Genomic DNA, 17,420 nt, shown 5'->3' with positions numbered 1-17,420 from the left:
GCGAGGCGGCGTACGCGAGAACTCGCGCCATGCGAAACAAAGGGAACGTTACGGCTGGGCGGACTCGCCCTCGAACGGATCGGCGCTCACCTGCAGCGCAACGCCCGCGAGATGCCGGCCCTGCAACTGGCGCGCGACCGCCTCGGCAACGTAGGGCACATCGGCGTGCAATTCAAGGTCGGCGTGCGCGTTGGGCGTACCGACGTCGTACACCGTCACGTCTTTCGCATAGTGACCGAGTTCACGCGTGAAAAAGTCGCGGACTTCCTGCTCGCTGCAGGACGCGGGAACATTCCAGACCGTGAGATGCGGCATGGCCAGGCTAGCGCGGATAGCGCGCGCGATCCGCACGCACGCGGACGGGTTGCAGGCTTGCACGCGAACGTGCGCGAGTCCACACCACCTGGCCGAGCAGCGCCGCGACAGAAAGCAGCAACAGGGTGGACGCGATCATTTCACAACTCCTTCTTTTTTGACTAATCTCAGCATAGTCTCAATTCGAGACTCCTGCGCTGCGGCATATTGCCGTTGAGATGAAACCCGCTTTACCGTTTCGCCAATCGAACGCAACCGGCAGGCCCACCGGTATGGGAGCGCTCACTGACCGTCGTCGCTGGCTGCCGTGAGGTCTGCCGAAGTGCTCGCACCGCAGGCCATGCGAGTGAGGCGCTCATATTCGCTCACCCAGTTACCGAGGATGGCGTTCTGGGCATCGGCCAGCGACATCTGGCCCGCACACACGCAGCGCTTCAACCGGACCGTCAACAGCGCCTTGCGGCGCTCCCCGCCATGCCCGCCCCACGGCAGCAGGTCGTAGTTCTCGACCGCATCCGGCGATCCGCCGAGCACGATGGGCACGCGCCGGTCGAGCGCATAATCGGCGCCTTCGTCGGCCTCGATGCCACGCTGCGCGAGCAGCCTGTCCTTCAACGCCATCGACTCGTCGAACGGCGGCGCGACGGTATCGGCATAGCCCGGACGGCAGATCGTTTCGCCAACCGATTGCTGGGTCACGCGCGAATCCAGCAACTGCGCGTCCTGCGCCGCGGCGGCCAGATGGTGCATGCCGCCGGCAACGGTGAGCAGCAACAGCACAATGTGCCGCACGCGCGCGCGACGGGTCGGAACCACAGCCATGCTGCGCGCGATGCGGCGTCTTTCTGCCTTTTCTGCGTTCATGGGTAGGCGCACCATAAGATGCGGAATGGATTGTCTACCGGGATTATTAAAACATATTCGAAATTCTTCGTGGCGAATGCCGCTCAATTCCGCCACCGGGCGCAGCAGCGCCTCATAACGCGTCACATAAACGACATGTGAGTCAAACCCCGGTTTCTACATGACAATTTTATTTCGCAATGCAAATCGTTAGCGCCTGGGCAAGGAAATAGCCCGGACGGCGACGCAGCAGCCCACGCGAGCTCGCGCAAAGCCGGCCGTATGGCCAATGGCAGCGAGAAAACCGATAGAGCATAATGAGCCGCCAGCCGGCGCCCGCCCGGGCGCAGCTCGCTCATTCGAAGAAACGAGGAATTCCCATGTCTATCACCATGTATCAAGCCTCGGTGCCCGTCCTGATCCGCGGCCTCACCAGTCTGCAAACCATCATCGGCAAGGCGCAGGCGCACGCGGCCGAAAAGCAGATCGACCCGTCGGTGCTGACCGCCGCACGGCTCTTCCCCGACATGCTGCCGCTCACGCGCCAGATCCATATCGCCACCGATACGGCCAAGGGCTGCGCCGCGCGTCTTGCGGACGTGGAGGCGCCGAAGTTCGAGGACGTCGAGGTGACGTTCGACGAACTGCATTCGCGCATCCAGAAGACCATCGACTATCTGAACATGTTCAAGCCCGAACAGATCGACGGTTCGGAAGGCCGCAGCATCACGCTCAAGATGCGCAGCGGTCCGATCGAGTTCAGCGGTGTGAATTATCTGCTGGCCTTCGTGCTGCCCAACTTCTACTTCCACGTCACGACGGCTTACGACATCCTGCGCCACAACGGCGTCGAACTCGGCAAGCTCGACTACCTCGGGCGCCCGTAAGAAGGTAAGCGGCGGGTAAAGCGACGCGGGCCGCTTCGCAGCGGCCCGCACCCTCGCACCGAAGCCACCGGAGCATCAGGACGGCGGTGTCTCGCGCCGCCCCTCAATCGAGAGACAGGCGCACCGCAAAGGCCACCAGCGCCGAAGAAAACGCCCACTTCTGCACGGTCTGCGCAACCGGATGCTTGCGCAACCATACGGCAATGCGCGCGGCGCCCAGCACGTAGAGCATGTCGAAAAGCGCGCAGACGATAACGAGCAGAATGCCCAGTTGCAACACCTGCAGCCACACCGACCCCGCCTGCGGCCGGATGAACTGCGGCAGCAGCACGGAGCAGAACAGCAACGCCTTGGGATTGAGCAGGTTCGTCAGCAGGCCCTTGACGAAGTCCGCGCGGCGCGAACGTGCCACGGCCGTCTGAGTGCCCGCCTCCGGCAGCGCGAAGACCGGCGCCCGGAAGATTTGCAGCGCCACCCACCCCAGATAGACCGCACCGACATAGCGCACCCCGTCGTAAAGCCACGGCGCATTGTGCAGCAGCGCCGCTAGGCCGCAGGCCGAGAGCGTAACGTGCGTCGCGCGCGCAATGCCGAGGCCGCAAGCCGCCGCGAAGCCGCTCCTCGCGCCGCGGCTCATGCTGGTCTGCATCACGAGCGCCATGTCCGCGCCGGGCAAGGCGCTAACGATGATCAGGGCGACGACGAACATGAGCAGCAGGTGGGCGGAAATCATGATGACCTCGTTGGATGGAGGCTCTATGTTGCCGCCAACGAAGGAGCGATTTCTGGCGATTTTCTTGCGCCTCCTCGCCACGTTTGGAGCAATGCACTAAAATTTCCCCATCCATCAAGGAAATCCCCTCCCGCCTCATGAGCGACATCGACAAACTGGACAGGGCGATCCTGCGCGCGCTGCAAACGGACGCGCGCATCTCGAATGCGCGGCTCGCCGAAACGGTCGGGCTGAGCGAGACGCCGTGCGCCCGCCGCCTCAAGCGGCTCGAGCAGGACGGCTATATCGAACGCTACCGCACGGTGCTGTCGCGCCGCGCACTCGGGTTCGGCGTGGTGGCGTTCGTGTACGTGCGCTTCGCCCAGCACGACCGCACGCTCGCGGATCGCTTCGAGCGCGAAGTCTGCGCGATTGAGCGTATCCTCTCCTGCCATAACGTATCGGGCACCGCGGATTACATCCTGCAGATCGTCGCGCGCGACCTGGACGACTACGGCACCTTCATGCGCGACCAGTTGCGCGGCCTGCCGGGCGTGACCGCGGTGGAGTCGGCGCTGTCGCTGCGCGAGGTGAAAGCCGACAACGGCCTCCCCCTGCCGTGAGCACCTCCCGTCTCCACGCTGCCCATTTCACCCCTCTCACACCGGAGCTTTCGATGACCCCAGAACAGGCGCGAGCCGAAGAATCCCAGGCCATGGAGCGCGTGCTGACCGCTACGCAGCGCGTCCAGTCGGCGTTCACTTCGTTACAGTCGCAGTTTCCGCCGGCCGGCGACGGCCGCCCCTCCCAGTTTGCCCTGACGACGTTCGACGCCGCCCTGCAGGAGCTGGAAGACGCCCAAGCCGCCTTCGACGAATTGCTCAACGATCTACTGGACGGCGAGCGCTGAGCGGTCGAAGCGCTCGCGCGCGAAGGCCGCGATCCGCTCGCAGGCCTCGAAGAGCCGAGGTTCGTCGACCACGAAGCCAAGACGGACATAGCCGTTGGCCGTCTCTCCGAACGCGCTCGCATCGAGCACCGAGACCTTCTGCGCGTTGAACAACTGCCAAGTGAATTCGTGCGTATCGAGCCCCGTGCCGCGCACGTCGATCATCATGAACATGCCCGCCTCCGGCAGCAGGCAACGCAGGCCGGGCACACCGCTCAGCCGCTCGTAGACGATATCGCGCCGGCGCCGGTATAGCTCGCGCATGTCGGCGACGATCGGTGCGCGGTGCTCCAGCGCGGTCAACGCCGCCTCCTGAATAAAACCTGGCAGTCCGTAAAACATGCAAAGCGCGAGCCGGCTGAAATGGCCGACCAGCGTTTCCGGCGCAATCGCCCAGCCGAGCCGCCAGCCCGCCATCGCATGCGATTTCGAGAGGCTGCCCAGCGTGACGGTACGCTCCGCCATACCGTCCAGCGTGGCGATGCTCACGTGCTCGCGCTCGAAGGTGAGGTCGGCGTAGACCTCGTCGGAAACGACCCAGAGATCGTGCGCCTTCGCGATCTGCGCGATACGTTCGAGGTCCTCGCGCGGCATCACCACACTGGTCGGATTGCAGGGCGTCGCGAAGAAGATCGCGCGCGTGCGCGGCGTCACCGCGGCGGCAAGCGCGTCGCAGTCGAGATGAAAACCGTGCGCCGGATCCACGGGCACCGGCACGAGCGTCGCGCCCGAAGCGCGTATCGCGGCCTCGTAGGTCAGATACATCGGCTCGGGCACGAGCACCTCGTCGCCGGCTTCGCACAGGCACAGCGACGTGGCGAACAGGCCGTTCTGCGCGCCCGCGCAGAGCATGACGTGCTCCTTGCCGACCGGGCGCCCGCTGCTGTTCGCGTGCTCGCGCGCAATGGCCTCGCGCAGCGGCTCGCGGCCCATGATCGTGGTGTAGTGGGTGTCGCCTGCGCGCAGCGCGGCCACCGCGCGTTCCACGATCGCCTCCGGCGTGCCGAAGTCGGGGTCCCCCACGCTCAGCACGATCACGTCCTCGCCACGCGCCGCCGCCTGCTGGGCGGCATGATGGATCTCCCACGCCGTCGTTCGCCTGCCCTGCAGGCGCTCGACCAGATTCGAATACTTCATCGCGCTCGGCTCCTTGAGTCGTTCTCGTTCGCTCGCGCGCGGCAAACCCGGGCCGCGGCGCCGCTCATGCGGAACTGGTTCGGATCGTTGTCCGGACTGGCATTGTGCCCCGGACCCTCCAGGACGGCAAAGCGGGACCGCAGCGCATTGGTGCTAACCCGCAAACCGTTCGATAATCGCACACGCATGTGCGTTCAACGCGCGTAGACGGGCGCGCAGCGATTGCCGTAGCGTGCCATGCGGCCTATGCTCGCTTCACCCAACGCCCCACCCCGGCACGACGCCGGGGCACTGCCACAAGACCCGGCCGCGCACCGCGTTCGCGCCAGCCTCAGGAGACACGATGACCCCCGCCTTTGACACCCCCGATGCGACAGCTTCGCGCCGCTCCCCATCCCGCGCGCGGCGCGCGGCCATCGGCAGCTTCGTGGGCGCCGTCGTCGACTGGTACGACTTCCTGCTCTACGGCATCGTCGCCGCGCTCGTCTTCAACTCGGCCTTTTTCCCCAAGGTAAGTCCGACGATGGGCACGCTCGCCGCATTCGCGACGTTCGGCGTGGGTTTCCTGTTCCGTCCGCTCGGCGGCGTCGTCTTCGGCCACTATGGCGACCGGCTCGGCCGCAAGCGCATGCTCGTGCTGACCGTCATGATGATGGGTCTCTCGACGGTCGCGATCGGCTTTTTGCCGACCTTCGCCACGATCGGCTGGTGGGCGCCCGTGCTGCTCGTCGTCCTGCGCGCGCTGCAGGGTTTCGCCGTGGGCGGCGAATGGGGCGGCGCGGCGCTCATGGCCGTGGAATCGGCGCCGCAGCACAAAAAGGCGTTCTATAGCAGCGGCGTTCAGGTGGGCTACGGCGTGGGTCTCGTGCTCGCCACCGGCATCGTCTGGGTGCTCAATCACACGTTCGGCGAAGCGGCGTTCAAGGCCTGGGCCTGGCGCGTGCCGTTCGTGCTCAGCATCGTGCTCGTGCTGATCGGCCTGTGGGTGCGCCGGAGCATGGACGAGTCGCAGGAGTTCGTCGAGAAGGTCGAGCATGCCCATCACAAGGTTCGCATGCCCGTGATCGAGGCGCTCACGCAGCATCCGAAGGCCTTCCTGCTGATCGTCGCGCTGCGCCTCGCCGAACTGTTCACGATGTACATCGTCACCGCCTTCGCGCTCAGCTACTCGACGACGAACCTCGGCATGTCGCGCGACGTGTTCCTCAGCATCGGCCTCATGGTCGGCGCGATCAGCTGCGCGACGATCCCGTTCTTCGCCGTGCTCGCCGACCGCTTCGGCCTGCGCCGCATCTACATGATCGGCGCCGTGGTCGGCCTCGCCTCGGCCATCCCGTTCTTCCTCGCGCTCGAAGCCCGGTCCGTCGCATGGATCGTCATCTTCTCCATACTGCTCGCCAATCTCGCGCACGACATGGTGGTGAGCGTGCAGCAGCCGCTTTTCACCGAACTGTTCGGCACGGAGTATCGCTACAGCGGCGCCGGCGTCGGCTACCAGTTCGCGAGCGTGGTGGGCGGCGGCTTCACGCCGTTCATCGCGGTCGCGCTCGTGGGGGTGGCCGGCGGCTCCTGGCACCTCGTCGCCGGCTACCTCGCCGCCGGCTGCCTGATCTCGCTCGTCGTCGCCGCCCGCATGCGCGCCGCCTGACGCCCCGCCCCGCCGCGTTGCGTTGCGGCGCGAAGAACGCCCCGAGCCCGCGCGCAAGCGCCGGGCCCGGGGCGTTCGCGCTTGCGTCTCCTTGTGCCGGCTTGCACCCGTTCCGGCTCGCTTGATAGACTGCACGCAAACCTCCCGCCGCCCTCCGGCACCCACCGCATGACCGAAAATGCTCTCCATGTCTGATACGCGATCCGGCGGCAATCCTGGTGGCAATCCCGGCGACAATCCTCTAGGCATTCGCGGTCTCGAGTTCGTGGAGTTCGCCTCGCCGGATCCCGCGGCGCTGGCGCAGTTGTTCATCCGCCTCGGCTTTCGCGCCGTGGCCCGGCACCGGTCGAAGGCCGTCACGCTGTACCGGCAGGGCGACATCAATTTCCTCGTCAACGCGCAGCCCGATTCGTTCGCGAGCCGTTTCGCCGACGTAAACGGCGTGGGCGTCGTGGCCATCGGCATGCGCGTCGAGCACGCCCAGCAAGCCTGCCACCAGGCAATACGCTGGGGCGCCTGGCGCTTCGACAACGAAACGATCGGGCCGCAGGAGTTGCGCATTCCCGCCATCCAGGGCATCGGCCATTCGCTGATCTATTTCGTCGAGCGCTGGCGCGGCAAGCCGGGCGGAGACGAGTCGGTATTCGACGTCGACTTCGTGCCGCAGGACGGCATCGACAACGTGCAGGCCGTCGTCGCAGGCACCGGTCTGGAGACGGTCGATCACCTCACCCAGGTCGTGAGCCGCGGCACGCTCGCCGAGTGGACGGACTTCTATCGCACGGTGCTGCACTTCTCCGATACGCCCGAAACGAACGCGAACTGGCATGTTTCGGAAGCCTCGGGCGTGATGGTGTCGCCGGGCAACCTGATCCGCATTCCGGTGTACGAGGAAGGCGCGCCGCGTACGGCGCTGATGCACCGCTACCTGCACGAGCACGCGACGGATGGCGTGCAGCACGTGGCGCTCTCGACGAAAGACATCTTTTCGGCAGTCGATCGGCTGCGCGAGGCCGGCCTCGAACTGGTCGAGCCGCCCGCTCCGTATTACGACCAGCTCGACGCACGCCTGCCCGGGCATGGACTCGACATCGACGCGCTGAGAAGCCGGCATATCCTCGTCGATGGCGACACCACGGGCCCCGGCGCGCCGCGCCTCTTCCTGCAGACCTTCGTGCGCCGCGGGCTGGGCGAGATGGCGCTGGAGATCGTCGAGCGGCGCGGCGACGAAGGCTTTGGCGCGGGCAATCTCGCGGCGCTCGAACAGGCTCGCCTCGCCCTGGGGGCAACGCGGCCGTCGGGCGGACAGTAAGCCAGTAATTGCGCCGGCCAACCGGCCGGCATGAAACCAGACAGGACCGAGTGCATGGATCGCCCGCCGCTTGCGAGGCGCGACTGGATCGCGGGGCTGGAAAAGGGTCTCGCGATCCTCGAAGCCTTCGACAGCGAACACGCCCGCATGACGCCCTCCGAGGCGGCCGCCCGCACCGGCCTCACGCGCACGGCGGCGCGCCGCTATCTGCTTACGCTGCAACATCTGGGCTATGTTGCCGGCGACGGCAAGCAGTTCGGCCTCACGCCGCGCGTGCTGCGCGTGGGTTGGTCGTACTTCGATTCCGCGCGCCTGCCGAGGCTCGTGCAGCCGTATCTGCAGCAACTGAGCGCCCGCATCAACGAGTCCGTGTACGTGAGCGTGCTCGACGCGTGGGAGCTTGTCTTCATTGCCCGCAACAGCGCCTCCCGCGTGATGACGACCGGGTTCGTGCTGGGCGCGCGCGTGCCGGTGCCGCTCACCTCCCCGGGCATGGTGCTGCTCGCGCACCACCCCGACCAGGAGGCCGTGCGCCGCTGGCTCGGCACCGTCGATCTGCATCCGTTCACGCCGCACACGCTGACCGCGCGCACGCCGCTCCTCGAAGCGATCCGGATCGCACGCGCCAGCGGTTACGCACTCGTCGAACAGCAGTTGCAGTCCGGCGTGCGCGGCATCGCCGTACCGGTCAAGAATCGCCACGGCGAGGTCGTGGCCGCATTGAGCACCAACATGCCGATCGGCCGGGAGTCGGCGGAGAAGGCCGTGCAGCGCGTGCTCGTGCCGCTGCAGGAAACGGCGCTGGCGCTGATGAATATCGTCTAACAGGAGCAAGGCTTATGGGAAGCATCGACGCGGTTGTGGCGGCGGCTGTCGCCTTCGTGGCCAGCCATTTCCTTCTGTCTCATCCCCTGCGCAAACCGTTGGCCGGCGCAATCGGCGAAGCGGGATTTCAGGGGGTCTACTCGCTGGTCGCCTTCGCGACCTTCGGCTGGCTGATCGCCGCCTACCTCAAGGCGCCGCTCACCGAGCCCCTGTGGCAGGCCGGCGACGCCCTCTGGGCGCTGGTGTCCCTCGTCATGCTGATCGCGTCGATCCTGCTGATGGGCTCGCTGATCCGCAATCCCGCGCTGGCCACGGGCGGGCGGCCCGCGCCGTTCCCCGAAACGGCGCGCGGCGTGTACGCGATCACGCGCCACCCGATGATGTGGTCGTTCGCGCTCTGGGGGCTCTGCCATATCGCCGTGTTCCCGGTGACGAAAAGCATCGTGCTGGCCGCGGCCATGATCGTCCTCGCGCTCGTGGGCGCCGCCTTGCAGGACCACAAGAAGGAGCGGCTCGAGCCCGAACGCTGGCCTGCCTGGGAAGCGAAAACGAGCTACGTGCCGTTTGCGGCAATCATTGCGGGTCGCGCGCGGCTGGGCGGGTTCGGCCTGCATGCGCTGCTTGGGGGCCTCGTCGTCTGGCTGGTCGCCACCTGGGCTCATATCCCGCTGACCGGCTGGCACGCGGGCATCTGGCGGTGGATCTAGCGGTCGGCCGAAACGAAAAAAAAGCCGCTCCGAAGAGCGGCCCTCGCCAACGGACAGGCGGGCACGCAGCCCGCCGGCCCGTTCAGTCGTCCAGCAAGGACAGATCGCGCACCGCGCCCTTGTCCGCCGACATGACCAGCTTCGCGTAAGCCTTGAGCGCAGCCGACACCTTGCGCGGACGCGGCTTCGCAGGCTTCCACCCGAGCGCGTTCTGCGCTTCGCGGCGGCGCGCCAGTTCTTCGTCGGACACCAGCACATCGATCGTGCGGTTGGGGATGTCGATGCGGATCCGGTCGCCGTCGCGCACGAGGCCGATAGCGCCGCCGGCCGCCGCCTCCGGCGAGCAGTGTCCGATCGAAAGGCCCGAGGTGCCGCCCGAGAAGCGCCCGTCGGTCAGCAGCGCGCATGCCTTGCCGAGGCCCTTCGACTTGATGTAGCTCGTGGGGTACAGCATTTCCTGCATGCCGGGGCCGCCCTTCGGACCTTCGTAGCGCACGATCACGACGTCGCCGGCCTTGACCTTGTCGTTGAGGATGTTCTCCACGGCTTCGTCCTGCGATTCGGTCACGTGAGCCGTGCCCTCGAACACGAGCAGGCTGTCGTCCACGCCGGCGGTCTTCACCACGCAACCATTGCGCGCGATGTTGCCCGTCAGCACGGCGAGGCCGCCTTCCTTCGAGAACGCGTGCTCATACGAGCGGATGCAGCCCTCGGCGCGGTCGAGATCGAGGCTCGGCCAGCGCGAGTCCTGGCTGAACGCCACCTGCGTGGGAATGCCGGCCGGCCCGGCCAGGTAGAAGTTTTTCACGGCGTCGTCGCGGGTATGGACGATGTCCCACTGCTGCAAGGCGTCCTTGAGCGTGGGGGCGTGCACCGTCGGCACGTCGGTATGCAGCTTGCCGGCGCGGTCGAGCTCGCCGAGGATGGCCATGATGCCGCCCGCGCGATGCACGTCTTCGATGTGGTACTTGTTCGTGTTGGGCGCCACCTTGCACAACTGCGGCACGACGCGCGAGAGACGGTCGATGTCGGCCATCGTGAAGTCGATGCCCGCCTCCTGTGCCACGGCCAGCAGGTGCAGGATCGTATTGGTGGAGCCGCCCATGGCGATGTCCAGCGTCATGGCGTTCTCGAACGCCTTGACACCCACCGAGCGCGGCAGGACGCGCTCGTCGTCCTGTTCGTAATGCTGGCGCGTAAGCTCGACGATACGGCGGCCGGCGCGCTTGAAGAGCTGCTCGCGGTCCGCATGCGTGGCCACCACCGTGCCGTTGCCGGGCAGCGAGAGACCGAGCGCCTCGGTCAGGCAGTTCATCGAGTTGGCCGTGAACATACCCGAGCACGAGCCGCAGGTCGGGCAGGCCGAGCGCTCCACTTCCGCCACTTCGGCATCGGAATACTTCGTGTCGGCGGCGATCACCATGGCGTCGATGAGGTCGAGCTTCTTGATCTCGATGGCCTTCGTGGCGGGATTCGCCAGGCGCGTCTTGCCGGCTTCCATCGGACCGCCGGAAACGAAAATCACCGGGATGTTCAGGCGCATCGCGGCCATCAGCATGCCGGGAGTGATCTTGTCGCAGTTCGAGATGCACACCATGGCGTCGGCGCAGTGCGCGTTGACCATGTACTCCACCGAGTCCGCAATGATGTCGCGGCTCGGCAGCGAGTACAGCATGCCGTCGTGGCCCATGGCGATGCCGTCGTCGACGGCGATCGTGTTGAATTCCTTGGCCACGCCGCCCGCGGCCTCGATCTCGCGCGCGACGAGCTGGCCCAGGTCCTTCAGGTGCACGTGGCCCGGCACGAACTGGGTGAACGAGTTGACCACCGCGATGATCGGCTTGGCGAAATCGTCGTCTTTCATGCCGGTGGCGCGCCACAGGGAGCGCGCACCCGCCATGTTGCGGCCGGCGGTGGAGGTTTTGGAACGGTATGTGGGCATCGTGGGTGCTGTAGAAAGGTCGCAGGAAATGGCGGGCCACGGGATTGAAGGCCCTCGCGCGCCCGTGCGTACAACCTCTTGAGTCGCGCCCTGGGCAGACCGGGAATTATTGCACAGGCCCGAGCGGGGCGCGGTCGCGCGCCTTCGCCACGCACAACGCGGCGCCGACGGCTACAGCGGGGGGAATTCGAGAAAAAGCGGGGGAAAAACGAGAGGAACAACATTCCCCGCGAACGGGGGAATCGAACCAACCCGCCTGCATGGCAGGCGGGTTGCGAATACCGCGCGCGACGTCTTACTTCGCGCCGGCTTGCGAGGCACCGCCCATCGACGAGCCGTAAGCCGTATTTTCTTGCGCCACACGCGCCTGCGCAGCTTGAATGTCCGACGTATAGGTACGCGGGTTCATGCGTGCCGGGTTGTAGCCAGCTTGTTCGACCTGGGCCAGTTCGGCACGCACCTGGGCACGCGTCAGCGAGTCACTGGATTGAGCAAACGACACCGCGGGAACGGCGAGAGCAGCGGCAACGACAACAGCAACGAGGGAATGCTTCATGGTAAACGCTCCGGAAAGGGACTTGTAGGCGGCTCCCCGCAGGAACCTTGAACCGGAGTCTATAGGTAGTACCACCTACAGATAAACCCTGAAATGGCGAATTCACTATTCTCGTGAGAGATACAATCCGGAGTGCAAAAAGTACCTCTCCCCGCACTCCCCTGCGCTCTGTTGCGTGGCGCATCGTTAATCCAGGCTATCTGGAACGGCAATGAAGCGGGTGTGCGCCCGATATATTTCATTTTCCTTTCTAATAATACAAAATCCTTTCTTGTGCTTTAGAATTGGCCGGTCCCGAGTCGAAGGAAATCGCCCACATCCCCGCCAGCAGGCCATGGCGCGGCCTTCCCGGGACATTAAATCTTCGTTCATGAAAATTTTCGACCATTGCACAAAAAAATAAATCAATCAATAGAGAGTAACCTTGCGAAATCGACAGGCAAGTGGACACTCCTTTAAAAACAAAGACTTATTACGACCATAAAGCCTCGGTGCATTGGCATGCCTTTTCCCCCTTTGTAATTTGGCGACAATTCGCAACACCACCGCATTCTTCCCTCGCCTCGCCCGGTCGCCTTTGATACATTTGTTGTGAAAATAAACAAAAGAACGCAGCAGAAAGTAGTTTCGCTCCCTGACAACAGCAAGCGTGATCGCCCAGGACGCAGGGCAAAAGCGGCGGCGCCCCCGGAAGTGATTCGAGGTGCCCTGCTTGCAACAGGCGTCTTCGCTCACGGTATAACAACCATTGGGCAAAGTTAGTAGTACTACAACCCAACTCTTTTTTTGCGAAGGTATGGAGGAGAGAATGAAGAAGGCTTTGCTCGCCGCGGCACTCATGTCTGCGGGAATCGTCGCCCATGCACAAAGCAGCGTGACCCTGTATGGTCGACTGGATGTCGGCGTCCAGTACCGCCAGGGCATCTACGGCGGCAACGCCGTGCAGATGGAAAGCGGTGACTGGGGTGAGTCGGAACTCGGCCTCAAAGGCGCTGAAGATCTCGGCGGTGGCACGAAGGCCATCTTCAAGATGGAAATGGGCCTGAACATGACGAACGGCACATACAACAACGGCTCGCTGTTCGGTCGCGAAGCCCGCGTCGGTCTGACGAACGATGCTTGGGGTACGTTCAAGATCGGTTACGCCGGTGCTGCTGAAATCATTCAGGACAGCTGGGATCTCGACCCGCAACTGATGCAGCAGTACGCAATCGCCACCCTGGTGCGCGGCCGTAACTGGGCACAGGCAGGCAACAGCGTGGAATACACCTCGCCGCTGCTCTACGGCCTGACGTTGAAGGGCCAGTATGATCTGGCCAACAGCCCGAACTGGAACGGCAGCGTCACCTCGCCGGGCAGCTCTGGCCCGAACCAGCTCGGTGGCACCGCGCAGGGCCGTTCGGACGGCTTCAAGATCCAGTACAACGCTTCGGCCTTCGAACTGCAGGCGATCTACGACGAAACCCGCGACGCGTTCGGCAACTTCAGCAACGTCTACCTGTTCTCGCGTTCGATCATCGCCGGCGGCAACTACACGCTCGGCCCGGTCAAGTTCTACGCGGGCTACCAGCACCTGTCGGCGCCGGGCGCCGACGAGTATGGCTACGGCGGCGCCGCTGCGCCGTCGGGTGCCGGCCTGCCGACCGCGGTCGATCACGAATGGGGCGGCGTGGCCTGGCAGATCAACGCGGCTACGGCTCTTACCGGCGCGATCTACCACGCCAACGCCAACAACGGCAACGGCAACGCCACGATGTACACGCTGGCTGGCACCTACAATCTGTCGAAGCGCACGTTCTTCTACACTGAACTGGGTTACATCCACAACAGCTCGACGTCGAACATCGGTCTTGGCAACGGCTACTCCGACCCGTACGGCACGGCTGGCCAAAGCCAGGTCAACGGCGGCTCTGGCTCGAGCGGCAGCTCGTTCGTCAACGACGGTCCTGGCTACGGTCACAGCCAGTTCGCGGCTAACGTCGGTATCATGACGCAGTTCTGATGTAGTTTCCGCAGTATCGGCAACAAGCATCGACTCGCGCCGCGGGAGGTCGCATCGCAAAACATGCGCTTCCCGCGGCGGACATTCACCCAGTTACTCAACGAATAATTTTCAGGGCATAGGAGAATCGATATGAAGTTGATACAAGTTGCCAAGGCAACCACGGCCGCGTTCGCACTGACGCTGGCTCTGGGCGCCCACGCACAGGCCAGCGATACGTCGGCATCTGCTCCGATGGCAGCGGCACCGACCTCGGCCAAGGCGTCGAAGGCGGCCAACCGCGCGCTCGCCCGCAAGATCCATCGCGCCCTGTCGAAGACCAAGGGCCTCGATCCGACCCATATCTACGTCAAGGTCGCTAGCGGCGGTGTCGTGACGCTGACCGGCAGCTGTGTCAGCCAGGACCAGATCAACCTGGCCGCCGATACGACGCAGAAGGTCGACGGCGTGACGTCGGTCAGCAACAAGCTGAGCGTGAAGACGCCGCAGTAATCGTTTTGTTGTTATTGCGTCGGGCGGTGTTCGCACCGCCCGACGCTACGCTGTCCCCCTCCGCACCTTACGTTTGCAGTGCAGCGCAAACGCCCCGCCCAGTTTCTCCTGCATCCCGCCGCCCCCATCTCCGAAGCCGTAATCGTGAAGCGGCAATCGCATTGCATCGTTCGTACCGCGTCAAATTGATGACAGAGGTTTAATCTTCACCCTGTTGCATCTTTATCCAGCCCGGCATTCGGGCGGTCGATAATGAATTAATCAATGATAGAGACCGTGCGCTGCGCGACGCGCCACCGGTCGAAAGACGGAGACAACGCGGTGTATCCCCAACTGCCGCAGCAATCGCGCGTGACATTCACGGCGGGTTGCCCATGAATCAGCTTCAAGCCATGCGCGTGTTCACGAAAGTCGTGGAGCTGAACAGCTTCGGCCTTGCCGGCAAGCAGCTCGGCATGTCCGCGGCGGCCGTCACGCGCAGCATCGGCATGCTCGAAGCGCATCTGAACATGCGCCTGTTGAACCGCTCCACGCGCTCGCTCTCGCTGACCGAGGCCGGGCAGCTCTATCTGGAAGGCTGCCGCGCCGTGATCGAAAAGCTCGACGACATGGAGTCGGAGCTCGTACGGACCACGCGCGACCCGAGCGGCGTTCTGCGCATCGCCTCGCATTCGATCTTCGCGGGTCACGACTTCGCATCGCTGCTTGGCGCCTATCACGAGGCCAATCCGCGCGTCGACTTCGACGTCACGATTTTCGACACGCATCTCGATCTGATCGAAGGCGGCTTCGACCTGTGCTTCGCCATCGACCGGCAGCCCATCAATGCCACGCTGGTACGTCGCGAGCTCACGACGATCCGCGAGATCGCCGTGGCGACGCCGGGCTACCTGGCGCGGCGCGGCGCCCCGCACACGCCGCTCGATCTGGCCAGCCACGACCTGCTCGTGGCCGGGAACGGTCCGCGCACGTGGGAATTCAGCAACGGTGCATCGCAACACCGCATCGGCGCGACCGGGCCGTTCGTGGCGAACAGCTACGCTACGGTGCGCGCGGCGGTGCTCGCCGACATGGGTATCGGCGTCCTGCCGCTGCCCTGCATCGCCGACGACCTCGCACATAACCGCCTGCTGCCGGTCCTGAACCAGTACGCGATCAACGGCGGCGAACGCAGTCTGTCGCTGGTCTACCCGGGCCGCAGCTATCTGAGCATCAAGGTGCGGAACTTCATCGACTTCGCCGTCGAACGCTTTCGCACCATGACGCCCGGAACCCAGCCGAGCGCCCACCACGTCGTCGCCTGACACCCGTCGCGACTAGCCGTCCGCGACCTCGCGCACGCGACCTTTATTCACCTGCCCTGTTCCAGCCGACATCATGCATCGAGTTCTCGCGATTGAAGATCAAGCGGTTGGCCGCGACGCCGTCGCCCCGCGTCTTGCGCAGTCCGGCTTCGACGTGGAAGTCGCCCGCACGGGACGCGAAGGCATTGCGCTCGCCCTCTCCGGCCAGTACGACGCGGTCACCATCGAGCGGCGGCTGCCCGATCTCGACGGTCTCGCGATCGTCACCACGATGCGCAGTGTGGGTCTCGATACGCCCATTGTTCTGCTGAGTTCGTCGCAGGCGGTCGAGGAGCGCGTGCAAGGCCTGCGCGCCGGCTGCGACGACTATCTCTCGCGCCCGTTCGTGCCCGAGGAAATGCTGGCCCGCGTGGAGGCCATCCTGCGCCGCTACCGGCACACCAGCGCGCCGGAGACGATCCTGCGCGTCCCGCCGCTCGAACTCGATCTCGTGCGCCACACGCTGGTGTCGAACGGCAAGCTCCTCAAGCTGCGGCCCGCCGAGATGAGCCTCATCGAGTATCTGATGCGCCACCCGCGCATGGTGCTGACACGCACGATGATCTACGAGTCGGTCTGGGGCGGCCGCTACGACCCGACGAGCAATGTCGTGGACGTGCACATCGGCCGCCTGCGCAGCCGCATCGACGTACCGGGCATACCTTCGCTGATCCGCACGGTGCGCGGCACGGGTTACCTGCTCGGTTGAGGGCGATAGCGCGCCACCTAACAATCTCTTCATCTTCACGCGACCGTTTTGGTAGGTAGGCCTGACTATCCTGACTCTCATGTGCCCGACGGGTACCTCTGAATTTGCGGGTCGGGAGAAAGGGAGGGTATTCAACATGACAAGACATCGCACTGGCGTTCTGGCACGCCGCCTCGTCGTGGTGGCGATCGGCATCTTCGCCCTGGCGGGCTGCTCGTCGCTGCAAGGCACGGCTAACGGGCCCGGCGGCTGTGTCGGCCCGCCCGACTTCTGCACGCCCTACTTCGGTTCGTAAGAAGGACGGGCCCCGGTGCGCTGACCTCGACTTCAGGCCGATTTCACGCCGAAGAGAGATCCGGCACCGTAGTGAGCTGATAGCCGTAGCGGTTCACGGTATCGAGCCGAAAGTGCGCGCCGGAGGCCTTCAGCTTGCGCCGCAGCCTCGACACGACGAGATTGACGCTCGACGGTTCGACATCCTCGCGCTCGGGCCACGCGTAGCGCGTAAGCTGCTCGCGCGCGACAGGCGCATTCGGCCGCCGCAGCAGGCATTCGATCAGGAGGAATTCGCGCGTGGTGAGCGGAATGCGCAGTTCGCCGTCCACCGCTTCGCGCGTCATCGGATCGAGCCGCAGCGTGTGCATGTCGGCCTGGTTCTGCCCCGCCGCATAGGCCACGTTGCGGCGCAGCGCCTGGATGCGTTCGTGTATTTCGAGCACCGAATAGGGCTGGACGTAACAGGCGTCGGCGCCCGCTCTCAGAAGCCGCGCGCATTCGACCGGCGTCGCCCGGCCCAGCGCAATCACAATGGCAGGCGCATTGTCGATGTGACGCAGATCGGTCAGCACTTCGAACAGCGTGTCGAGATCCTCCTCGCTCTGCCGGCAGATGACGATCGCGTCGAATTCTTCGATTCGCGCGAGATGCGAGGCATAAAAAAGATCGTCGGTCGCTTCGACGCTGTTGAGACTCTCGGTCAACGCCTTTTGCATGTAGTGGCGGGTCGTGTCGGCAGTCGCCGTAAGCAACACTCTCATTCGG

The 17,420-nt window shown here is 64.8% G+C and carries 20 protein-coding genes; 12 read left to right on the top strand and 8 right to left on the bottom strand.

What is annotated here, in order from left to right; genetic code table 11:
* Window positions 1-48: 48 nt before the first annotated feature.
* From V8683_RS24935 to V8683_RS24925, 3 genes are all read right to left on the bottom strand, one after another.
* The gene (locus V8683_RS24935) at window positions 49-315 is read right to left on the bottom strand and encodes an RNA-binding protein (protein WP_411192349.1); all 267 of its coding nucleotides are present in this window, start codon (window positions 313-315) and stop codon (window positions 49-51) included.
* A 7-nt stretch (window positions 316-322) separates the two neighbouring features.
* Complete coding sequence (locus V8683_RS24930) at window positions 323-454, bottom strand: hypothetical protein (protein WP_411192348.1); 132 nt, start codon at window positions 452-454, stop codon at window positions 323-325.
* Window positions 455-597: 143 nt separating this feature from the next.
* Window positions 598-1,305, bottom strand: a complete 708-nt coding sequence (locus V8683_RS24925) for a hypothetical protein (protein ID WP_411192347.1) — start codon at window positions 1,303-1,305, stop codon at window positions 598-600.
* 233 nt (window positions 1,306-1,538) lie between these two features.
* Between V8683_RS24925 and V8683_RS24920 the strand changes: the two genes are divergently transcribed.
* Window positions 1,539-2,045, top strand: coding sequence for a DUF1993 domain-containing protein (locus V8683_RS24920; RefSeq protein ID WP_411192346.1), 507 nt, complete (start codon window positions 1,539-1,541; stop codon window positions 2,043-2,045).
* A 103-nt stretch (window positions 2,046-2,148) separates the two neighbouring features.
* On the opposite strand, the gene V8683_RS24915 is transcribed toward V8683_RS24920, so the two are convergent.
* The gene (locus tag V8683_RS24915; RefSeq protein WP_411192345.1) at window positions 2,149-2,778 is read right to left on the bottom strand and encodes a LysE family translocator; all 630 of its coding nucleotides are present in this window, start codon (window positions 2,776-2,778) and stop codon (window positions 2,149-2,151) included.
* Between the two features lie 137 nt (window positions 2,779-2,915).
* Here V8683_RS24915 and V8683_RS24910 point away from each other — a divergent pair, with 137 nt between their 5' ends.
* Window positions 2,916-3,380 carry an Lrp/AsnC family transcriptional regulator gene (locus V8683_RS24910; RefSeq protein WP_027797543.1) on the top strand — a complete coding sequence of 155 codons (465 nt, stop codon included), beginning with the start codon at window positions 2,916-2,918 and terminating at the stop codon, window positions 3,378-3,380.
* A gap of 53 nt (window positions 3,381-3,433) precedes the next feature.
* A complete protein-coding gene (locus tag V8683_RS24905; RefSeq protein ID WP_411192344.1) occupies window positions 3,434-3,667 on the top strand; it encodes a hypothetical protein in 234 nt (77 codons plus the stop codon).
* Here V8683_RS24905 and V8683_RS24900 read toward each other — a convergent pair.
* Window positions 3,647-4,843: a pyridoxal phosphate-dependent aminotransferase gene (locus V8683_RS24900; protein WP_411192343.1), complete on the bottom strand. Its 1,197-nt coding sequence runs from the start codon at window positions 4,841-4,843 to the stop codon at window positions 3,647-3,649. The genes V8683_RS24905 and V8683_RS24900 overlap by 21 nt on opposite strands.
* A 343-nt stretch (window positions 4,844-5,186) precedes the next feature.
* On the opposite strand from V8683_RS24900, the gene shiA reads away from it, so the two are divergent.
* The 4 genes from shiA (at window position 5,187) to V8683_RS24880 (ending at window position 9,335) form a co-directional block, all read left to right on the top strand.
* Window positions 5,187-6,491: a shikimate transporter gene (gene shiA / locus V8683_RS24895; protein ID WP_411192342.1), complete on the top strand. Its 1,305-nt coding sequence runs from the start codon at window positions 5,187-5,189 to the stop codon at window positions 6,489-6,491.
* A gap of 187 nt (window positions 6,492-6,678) precedes the next feature.
* A complete protein-coding gene (locus V8683_RS24890) occupies window positions 6,679-7,803 on the top strand; it encodes a 4-hydroxyphenylpyruvate dioxygenase family protein (protein ID WP_411192341.1) in 1,125 nt (374 codons plus the stop codon).
* 54 nt (window positions 7,804-7,857) lie between these two features.
* Window positions 7,858-8,628 carry an IclR family transcriptional regulator domain-containing protein gene (locus V8683_RS24885; protein ID WP_411192340.1) on the top strand — a complete coding sequence of 257 codons (771 nt, stop codon included), beginning with the start codon at window positions 7,858-7,860 and terminating at the stop codon, window positions 8,626-8,628.
* A 14-nt stretch (window positions 8,629-8,642) separates the two neighbouring features.
* Complete coding sequence (locus V8683_RS24880) at window positions 8,643-9,335, top strand: NnrU family protein (protein ID WP_411192339.1); 693 nt, start codon at window positions 8,643-8,645, stop codon at window positions 9,333-9,335.
* Between the two features lie 82 nt (window positions 9,336-9,417).
* Here the strand turns inward: V8683_RS24880 and ilvD are convergent, their stop codons facing one another.
* Complete coding sequence (ilvD, locus tag V8683_RS24875) at window positions 9,418-11,277, bottom strand: dihydroxy-acid dehydratase (RefSeq protein ID WP_411192338.1); 1,860 nt, start codon at window positions 11,275-11,277, stop codon at window positions 9,418-9,420.
* Between the two features lie 295 nt (window positions 11,278-11,572).
* Entirely contained in the window at window positions 11,573-11,833 is a 261-nt protein-coding gene (locus V8683_RS24870) for a DUF4148 domain-containing protein (protein ID WP_411192337.1), read from the bottom strand.
* A gap of 808 nt (window positions 11,834-12,641) precedes the next feature.
* Here V8683_RS24870 and V8683_RS24865 point away from each other — a divergent pair.
* From V8683_RS24865 to V8683_RS24845, 5 genes are all read left to right on the top strand, one after another.
* Window positions 12,642-13,835, top strand: a complete 1,194-nt coding sequence (locus V8683_RS24865) for a porin (RefSeq protein WP_411192336.1) — start codon at window positions 12,642-12,644, stop codon at window positions 13,833-13,835.
* 132 nt (window positions 13,836-13,967) lie between these two features.
* The gene (locus tag V8683_RS24860; protein ID WP_411192335.1) at window positions 13,968-14,327 is read left to right on the top strand and encodes a BON domain-containing protein; all 360 of its coding nucleotides are present in this window, start codon (window positions 13,968-13,970) and stop codon (window positions 14,325-14,327) included.
* Window positions 14,328-14,701: 374 nt separating this feature from the next.
* On the top strand, window positions 14,702-15,631 hold the full coding sequence (locus V8683_RS24855; RefSeq protein ID WP_411192334.1) for a LysR family transcriptional regulator: 930 nt from the start codon (window positions 14,702-14,704) through the stop codon (window positions 15,629-15,631).
* Between the two features lie 73 nt (window positions 15,632-15,704).
* Window positions 15,705-16,379: a response regulator transcription factor gene (locus tag V8683_RS24850; RefSeq protein ID WP_411192333.1), complete on the top strand. Its 675-nt coding sequence runs from the start codon at window positions 15,705-15,707 to the stop codon at window positions 16,377-16,379.
* 136 nt (window positions 16,380-16,515) lie between these two features.
* On the top strand, window positions 16,516-16,674 hold the full coding sequence (locus V8683_RS24845; protein WP_411192332.1) for a hypothetical protein: 159 nt from the start codon (window positions 16,516-16,518) through the stop codon (window positions 16,672-16,674).
* Window positions 16,675-16,717: 43 nt separating this feature from the next.
* Here the strand turns inward: V8683_RS24845 and V8683_RS24840 are convergent, their stop codons facing one another.
* Window positions 16,718-17,416 (bottom strand): winged helix-turn-helix transcriptional regulator, encoded by a 699-nt coding sequence (locus V8683_RS24840; protein WP_411192331.1) that lies wholly within the window; start codon window positions 17,414-17,416, stop codon window positions 16,718-16,720.
* Window positions 17,417-17,420: the final 4 nt, after the last annotated feature.

The organism is Paraburkholderia sp. AV2 (assembly GCF_054968425.1).
This window is presented reverse-complemented; position numbering and strand designations above follow the sequence as displayed.